At 39.6% G+C, this 8535-nt stretch carries 6 protein-coding genes; 3 read left to right on the top strand and 3 right to left on the bottom strand.

Translation table 11 applies throughout. The features are described from left to right. Together rd and VB694_RS24975 are read right to left on the bottom strand one after the other, a co-directional pair. The coding region (gene rd / locus VB694_RS24980; RefSeq protein ID WP_323363022.1) for a rubredoxin at positions 1 to 160 on the bottom strand (160 nt) is incomplete at its 3' end. A gap of 104 nt (positions 161 to 264) precedes the next feature. Further along, complete coding sequence (locus VB694_RS24975; RefSeq protein ID WP_323363021.1) at positions 265 to 459, bottom strand: hypothetical protein; 195 nt, start codon at positions 457 to 459, stop codon at positions 265 to 267. A gap of 438 nt (positions 460 to 897) precedes the next feature. Here VB694_RS24975 and VB694_RS24970 point away from each other — a divergent pair, with 438 nt between their 5' ends. Next, complete coding sequence (locus tag VB694_RS24970) at positions 898 to 1461, top strand: SRPBCC family protein (RefSeq protein ID WP_323363020.1); 564 nt, start codon at positions 898 to 900, stop codon at positions 1459 to 1461. A gap of 167 nt (positions 1462 to 1628) precedes the next feature. On the opposite strand, the gene VB694_RS24965 is transcribed toward VB694_RS24970, so the two are convergent. Then, positions 1629 to 3578 (bottom strand): DNA polymerase III subunit gamma/tau, encoded by a 1950-nt coding sequence (locus VB694_RS24965; RefSeq protein ID WP_323363019.1) that lies wholly within the window; start codon positions 3576 to 3578, stop codon positions 1629 to 1631. 303 nt (positions 3579 to 3881) lie between these two features. On the opposite strand from VB694_RS24965, the gene VB694_RS24960 reads away from it, so the two are divergent. Both VB694_RS24960 and VB694_RS24955 read left to right on the top strand, forming a co-directional pair. Next, a complete protein-coding gene (locus tag VB694_RS24960) occupies positions 3882 to 4523 on the top strand; it encodes a hypothetical protein (RefSeq protein ID WP_323363018.1) in 642 nt (213 codons plus the stop codon). Positions 4524 to 4681: 158 nt separating this feature from the next. Beyond that, the gene (locus tag VB694_RS24955; protein WP_323363017.1) at positions 4682 to 8242 is read left to right on the top strand and encodes a CHAT domain-containing protein; all 3561 of its coding nucleotides are present in this window, start codon (positions 4682 to 4684) and stop codon (positions 8240 to 8242) included. The last annotated feature ends 293 nt before the right edge of the window (positions 8243 to 8535 follow it).

Below are 8535 nucleotides of genomic sequence, written 5' to 3'. Positions count from 1 at the left end.
CTTCATATAATTCAAAATCTGCTTTTTCTGCACCGCAAACTGGACATACCCAATCTTCTGGAATATCCTCAAAGGCTGTTCCTGGTTGTATGCCACCATCAGGATCGCCTACTTCGGGGTCATATATATAGCCGCAAACGGTACATATATAGTTTTGCATTGTTTTGAGTCCTCATACTATAGTGAAGAATTAATTTAGTTTTTTTTCATTCACTATAGTTTTAGATGAATTTATATTTATTTGTTTATTGCTTTTGATGGATCTTAAAAACGCCACCAGATTCTTTGAAAGTAACTAAAAATACCTAGTGCCAGCCCCCCAAACAACAATAGCCAAATCACGCCACCGGGGATAAAAGTAAGAATCCCTAAGCCTCTAAGTATCCATAAAGCCATTCCCATACCGATCAAAATGCCTAAGATTTGGGTTAACTTACGATTTAAGTAAGATTGATTCATCCGATTTTCCTCTTAATGTTAGCTAAATTTACATTTAAACTCAAAATTAGACTTGAATATGGTTAAAATGTTAAACAAATTTTAACAAAGATTGCAACTGAGGATTTCAATGGTATTTGTGCCATTGTAGTTATTATTCACTCAAATTTTCATTGTCAAGAATGGTGCAAGATATGATCACCAGTGTTTATGCTGAGAACTACAATATTAAATACAGTGTGCAAGTGTTTTCTTGAGAATTATTTCAGAATTAACTGAGATGAAAAAATTAAATCATGTCCAGAAAACCAACCAACTGAACTGTAATTAAAATTGTGTGTAGTTAAGGAAATCTATCAAATTTGATGTTTTGTCACTTATTTGCTAGAGGATTTACATCAGTCATCAGTTATTAGCATAAATCTGTTCACTGTTTGTTGAGGAGTAACTAAAATAACTATGTCTGTGTTTGATATCTCAGACTTAAATATAAAAGGTTCAAATATGTTGTGGACTCAAGATAAGGAAAAATCACTAATCCAAGGTGAGGTTTTGCTGCAACAGCGATCGCACACTATCTGGGGTGGTGCTGTCACAGCTTCGATGTATTTACCTTTGATCCGTTCTCATGTCTGGCAGCAGATTACTGATTACCCTCGTTGGGTGCAGTATTTCCCGGATATCACCAGAAGCGAGATGATTTCCAAAGGAGATGTCAAATATCTGTATCAAACAGCACAAAAAGCTTTTTTCTTTTTCACAGCCCAAGTAGAAATTTACCTTAACGTTGTTGAAGTCTTGGGACAGCAAATTCAATTTCGTATGGAAAAGGGAACATTTGAAGATTTTCATGCCAAATTAGAACTTCAAGACATGGGCAACGGCACGTTATTAGCCTATACAGTCCAAGCAACCCCGAATATTCCCGTCCCTTCAATTTTTATTCAACAAGCGATGAACTTGGAGTTACCAGAAAATATGCGTAAAATGCGGCAGGTGCTTTGTACCGGTAAACATCAGTAATATCCCAGGCAGAAGCTATTTGGGAATTAGGAATTTTGCTTTGGGGACTTCCAAATAAAAAAACACTCATTCCTCTGCGTTCTCTGCGTCTCTGCGGTTAGTTGATCCGGATAATTTATTTTTTTGGAAGTACCTTGGTGATCTTGAGGCTAAATATTTCTACATATTTAATCATAATCATAATCTGTTTCATATATCTCCACATCTACGGAAACAGCAGTATCAGATAAATCCAAAGCATCATCTGTAAGGCTAATAATTTCCCCAGAGAAGAAATTGGCCAGACTTTTAGCCGCCTTTGTCAATTCATCATCATCCCAAGTTGACACAGGTGGTTGTAATTTGGGTGCTTGTGGTGCTTGACTTGGTGGAGGTGCAAAGTTTTGTACTGGGGCTGTGTTCGTGACTATAGGCTCAATTCTTGGTGGTGTTGGCTGTGATACTGGTTGTGGCTGGTTATAAATGGGTGTGGTCGGTGGTTGCTGAACACGAGTAGAATCTTGCGGGGGAGGATTTCTTCTGGCTGTGGTAGAAGTTGATGAAGTTGCTTTTTCCAGATTTACTTGGATGTCACGCTGAAAAGTTTGCTGAAAAGCCGTCTTCATCATCGGCAAATCAGATTTAAGTGTTTCATACCATGCTCCTCTGACAGCAACACGCGCTAAATTACCATCAAACTCTACTAGCTGGCACATTTGCCCTAATAAAGCTTGTCTGGAAGGCATGGGGAAGTTAGCACGCACTTGTTGCCAAATTTGAGTTAAGTCATATTGTGATTGTCCTACAACTTCTTGCAGGGGTGCTGCGGGAGTTGTTACAGGTGGTGGTGGAGTATATACAGGTTCTGGTGTAGGTGAAGATACTGTATTCGGTACACCATGATGATTTGCTTGGCTATAAGCTGCTGGAGGTGGAGATGGTGGAGAATTGTGATTTGATTGGGTGTAAGTCGGTGGTGGTGAAGATGCTGCTGGGTAAGCAGGTGTATTTACTGGTTGCGGGATACTAGCTGCTTGTAGCTGAATATTGGCACTGGGTAACAATCCCAATAATGTGACTTCTAACCACAAACGGGGCTGAGTGGTGTTTTTAAGTTGCACTTCTGCTGTTCTTAAATGTTGCTGTCCGCGCAGAATTGTAGTTATATCTAACCTATGAGCAAAGTTAACTAATGTTGTCCAGGTTTGTTGAGTACAAGCAACTAAATCTTGACGATTTGGGGCGGTTTTAGCAATCAGCAAATCTCGGTAGAAGGCGGCAAAATTTTGGAGAATGGTCAGGGGTTCTCGTCCCCGATCTAGGATTTGTCGAGTAGCATCTAATACTACTTCGGAATTATCTTGAGCGATCGCTTCTAACAAAGCCAACAAATCTTTTTCACTGACTGAACCCACTAAATCCCAAACTTGATCTGGTGAGACTTCCCCAGGAAATAAAGCTAGTTGATCTAGTAAACTTTCCGCATCTCGCAATCCTCCCTGTGCAATTTGTGCTACCAAGGTGAGGGCATCCAGGGCAATACTGATGTTTTCTTTAGAGGCGATCGCATTTAAATGCTTGACCATCGCTTCTAACTGAATACGTCTAAAATCAAACCTTTGACAGCGAGAAATAATTGTGGGTAATACTCGCTGGGGGTCGGTTGTTGCTAAGACAAAAACTACGTGCTTTGGTGGTTCTTCTAATGTTTTCAGTAACGCATTAAATGCTGCGGTACTGAGCATATGACATTCATCTATCACATAAACCTTATACCGACACTGGACTGGAGCAAACTGCGCCTTTTCAATCAATTCGCGGATGTTATCGACACCAGTATTACTAGCAGCATCAATTTCAATCACATCTAAGGAATAACCTTTAGTAATACCTTGACAAACATCACAAACACCACAAGGTTCAGCAGTTGGTTTGTCACTTTTAAGACAATTTAACGATTTAGCTAAAATTCGGGCGCTAGAAGTTTTCCCCGTACCTCTGGGGCCAGTAAACAAGTAGGCAGGGGCAATTTTTGAGGAGCTAATTGCATTAGTTAGGGTAGTCGCGATCGCCTCTTGTCCCACTAGTTCAGCAAAACTCTTAGGGCGATACTTGTGGTGTAGGGGTTCGTAAGACATGGAGACTAATCAGTTAACAGTTAAGAATAAACAGTTATGGAGTATCACCACCCACTAGAATTTGGGGTCTCACTATTTTAACAACTCATGACCATTTCTTTGGGAAAAAAGCTATCTAGCTATATTTACTTAGACAAGTATTTAATAAAGTGTTATATATAACTTTATATAAATTACTGTCAACGGGGTCTGGGGAGAATAACCTTTTGCCTTCTTTTAGTAATAACTGATAACTGATAACTGAATAGCAGCTTGTCACCGACATCGCTAAAATTTTAACAGCAACACTCAATGGTGCAACAGATGCTCAAGCGTGTAATTCAGTGGCTAAAAAAATTTTTTCAGGGCTTGTTTGGTCGCAAACAACGCTCTACCTCAGTCACAAAGGGTGTAGAAAGAACAGTAGTAGCACCTCTTAGCGATACGGATCTAGAATTTTTGTTTACAGAACTTTTAGCCGGAGTTCATCAAGCCAGAGGCCAGGCTTGGGTGCAAAACTGGTTACATAAAATTGAGCATCGCGTTAGCACTCAACGCTGGCTAGATTGGTTAAATCAATTTAGGGAAAGATTATTAGCATCTAAGAAACCTAATAACGAATTAGCGGCGAGATTAGTACAGTTAGGTGAGTTAGACGTTGGTGAAGTTGGCGATGTGGCATATAGCCTGGGGATGGAATTGTTGACGCGCACTCAAGGTGAACCTATTTGGGAATATGACGGTCCAGATGCTTTGAGCCAAACTACTGCTGATGAGAATTTGCCAGAGGAAGAATATCAAACTGTGACTTGGGATGAATTATTAGTTATGTTGCAGGAAAATGAGAACCTGCGCCAGCAAATTGCCCAAGATTTGGCTATTGAAACTGATGATCCACAAATGATTATTCAGACACTGATCAATCAATCACAGGCATTTGGTGAATCTGCTTCCTCGGAAAATTGACATCAGCAACAGCAGTAAATTCTGTTTACTGATCAAGTTTTGTATAGTTTTTTTTAGCTGTATCAATTCATTCCTAACTTAATTATGAGTCTGTTAGGTAATTAAATGATTTTTTTGACACAACGATGGCTACAATCTAGGAGAAAGAAAATCCAAGAATGTGGCAAATGCTCAGGTGGCTATTGCAGTGGCTTAACAAGTTTATTAAGTACCCCTTTGACATTCGTCAGACTCATGAGTCTGATGGCGGTAAGGAGTATGAGGTGGTAGAGTCTCTACCGGAATTAACCAACGCGGATCTAGAAGTATTGTTTAACGAGTTGCTTGAAGGCGTACATCAAGCACGGGGACAACTATGGGCGCTGAAGTATTTACAGCGAATGGAACCCCGGATTACTGTTGAGCGGTGGATAGATTGGCTGCTGATATTTGGTGAAAAATTACTATCTTCACCTGCTCCAAATAGTCAGATAGCAACGCGAATGGTCAAATTGGGTGAACTAGATATTGGTAAAGTGGGTGAACTGGCCTCGGAAATTGGCATCCAGTTATTAAGTCGTGAGTTCTTAGCCCAAAATTATGAAGAACATTCACAGCATCATCTAGACGCAGCAGGGGTGAAAGCCACACCACTAGCAGAATCTGGTTTAGACAGTCCAGGACAAAATTTGCTGCGGGATGTGGGTGAGCAATTATGGGAACATGAGCAGACAAGACCTACAACTATCACCCCACTCTCCGTCAACTTGGAGCAAATATGGGCTGTTAATTCCCAAGAGTTTAGTTATGAAAACTCAGAACAAGATGCCGCTGAGGCTTTGATTTATGAGTATGTAGCGGAACACCAGCCTAGTGTGGTTGGGGAGGATGTAGAGCCGGTTGCAGCATCTCCTGTGTTAGAGAATTGGGATCAGTCTTTGGCTAATATAGAGCCAAGGGTGGCACAGACCCTAGATGATTTGGTAGTGCGGTTGGAGCAAAGTACCCATCTAGTTCAGCAACTTGCGTCAGAATTGGCAATCCGCGATCAACGCCAAGCCATGATCCAGCGCCCTAGTTTTCACCTGACTGTTACCAACCAAGCTGAGGTATGGTTTTATCAAGGTTTACAACAAGCTAAATCTGGGGATTTGTTGGGGGCGCTGGCTTTTTATAATCAAGCTACTAAACTGCAACCCGATTCTCACGAATATTGGTTTAATCAAGGTTTGACTCTGTTTCATTTGCAAAGGTTTGAGGAAGCGATCGCAGCTTATGACCAAGCTATTAGTCTCAAATCAGATTTCTCTAAAGCTTGGTATAACCGGGGGGGAGTTTTAGGGGAGTTTGGGGACTTTGAGGGGGCGATCGCTTCTTTTGATCAAGCTATTGAATTTAAGCCTGACTACCCAGCAGCTTGGGCTAGTCGCGGTTTAGCATTGTTAAAATTAGGGCTAATTTGGGAAGCTATTGCTAGTTATGATCAAGCTTTGAATTTACAACCTGAAGATCAGGAAACTTGGTATTACCGAGGGGTAGCACTGGGAATAGTTGAGCAGTTTGAAGATGCGATCGCCTCTTATGACCAAGCTTTAGAAATTCAACCCGACTATCATGAAGTTTGGATTGACCGGGGTGTGGTCCTATTTAGCCTCAAACACTGGTCAGAAGCTATTGCATCCTGGGATCAAGCCCTGGCTATTCAACCAGATTTTTACCTAGCTTGGTATAACCGAGGTATCGCTTTAGAAAACTTAGCCAGACGCGAAGAATCTATTAGTTCTTATCAACAAGCTATCAATATTAAACCTGATTTCCACCTAGCTTGGTACAATCAAGCCGTAGCTCTGTTTTATTTAGATAGACTTGCAGAAGCTATTTCTTGTTATGATAGCGCCTTAGAAATCAAACTTGACTATTGGGAAGCTTGGCTTGGACGCGCTTGGGCTGTAGGGAATGTAGTTAACAACAAACCATCTTTAAGTATATCCAGTACCATATCTATATCTAATCCTGCCCTTAATCAGCGTGGCTATGAGGGTAAGGTTGCTACTTATGAAGAAGGGTTGAAATATCTCCGCGCCGATACTCACCCAGAAGGTTGGGGAAGATTGCATTTAGCACTTGGGAATACACACTATGAACATGGTAAAAAACAACCCTCACCTCATTACTTTTGGCAAAAAGCTGTATCTGAATATCAACAGGCATTATTAACCCTCACCTCTGAAGATTTTACAGAATTGTATCTGGATGTGTTGCAATCTTTGATTAAAGTGCTAGTGAGTTTAGGAGAAACCGTAGCAGCACAGGAATTACAACAACAAGGGTTAGATGTATTACAACAGTTACTTAATCAAATAACTCGCCCTGAAGAAAGTAAAAAACAACTGGCTTTGAAATTTGCCGGATTGAAACAATTAGCTGTTGATTTAGCTGTAGCTACAGGTGATTTAGTAGAAGCTTGGGAAATTGCAGAACACGGCAAAAATACCTGTTTAAAATTATTGCTTTCTGGTTGGAGTGATGAAATTTATTCTCCCAACTATGAGGCTATTCAACAATTATTAAATCCGACAACAGCTATTATTTACTGGCATCTAAGTCCAGCAGCATTACACACCTTTATTATTAAACATGAAGCCCCATCGCCCATACTTTTATTAACACCTATACAAGATATAGAAGGCATACCTGAAGCAGTACAACGTCTAGTTGAATTTGAAAATTGGCTAGAAGATTGGCAAAATCAAAATAGAGGAAATAACCCCCAGCATTCTTGGTATTTGGATATGCAGCAGAGATTGTTAAATCTGCAAAATATCCTCAATATTTCCACAATTATTCAGGAAATTGAAGGTATTGCCAACCTGATTTTAGTTCCCCATCGTGACTTACACAAATTACCTATTCATGGACTTTTTCCTCTGAATTATGAGGACTTAAATTACACCATAAATTATCTGCCTAACATCCAAATAGGACTGGAATTAAAAACTAATAGAGTATTAAATTGGCAACAGCAAAAATTTCTGAGTGTTGAAAATCTAGAAAACACAAATCATGAAGAAATAAAATTTGCTGACTTCGCAGCAGCAATTGTGAGAAAGATGTTTGATCATGCCCAACATATCCAGGGTTCACAAGCTACAAAAGATAACTTAAAAAATGCCTTATCCGCAGATTATAACATCTTTCATTTTACTGGTTACGCTATCAATAAGCTAAGTGAAGTTCAAAACTCAGCTTTGGTTTTAGCAGATGGAGAAAATATAACTTTAGCAGAAATTAGTGAACAGACTTTTAGCAATTACAATCTGTTTACTCTCACAAATTCTGAGAATGTTAGTAATAACAATCAGAATATCAGTGGTGAATATGTGAGTTTAGCAACTGGCTTACTACATGGCGGTTTTCCTTATGTATTGAGTACACTTTGGACTGTTGAATCATCGGCGACGGCTTTAGTGATTATAGAGTTTTACCGCAGATTAATTGTTCTTCAATCACCAGCAAAGGCTTTAACTGAAGGGACAACATGGTTAAAAACTATCACCGTTGCAGAACTCATTACTTGGTATGAAGATTTACTCACTAGTCTGCATCCAGAAGACTTAAAACTGAGAAATTATGTAACGACGGAAATTGATAATAATAGGAACTTATCACCCCAACAACAGCCTTATAATCATCCTTATTATTGGTCAGCATTTATGATTACAGGATCTATGGAATGGTAAGCAAGGATTGAGTAGTCCACTATAACTAACTAAACATCACCCTAATTCACAAACAAGATGAAAAGCAACCAACTTTATCTGGATTGATAACTATAGCATTTACCGTAGCTAGACTGATCATTACTTAGGGTTTGCTGAAAAAGTCTTTTCGTGGAGGCAGGGAACTCTTAACAGTGAATAAATTGGTGTGTACTTCATTAGACTGGGAAACGCTATATTAGGCAATACTTTTCGGTTAACCTCAAAAAGATAAAATTATGTAGGTTGGGTTGAAGAATGAAACCCAACATTTA

Source organism: Anabaena sp. UHCC 0451 (genome assembly GCF_034931405.1).
GTDB lineage: Bacteria > Cyanobacteriota > Cyanobacteriia > Cyanobacteriales > Nostocaceae > RDYJ01.
The sequence above is the reverse complement of the archived record's forward strand: the minus strand, read 5'-3'. Positions and strand labels throughout refer to the sequence as shown.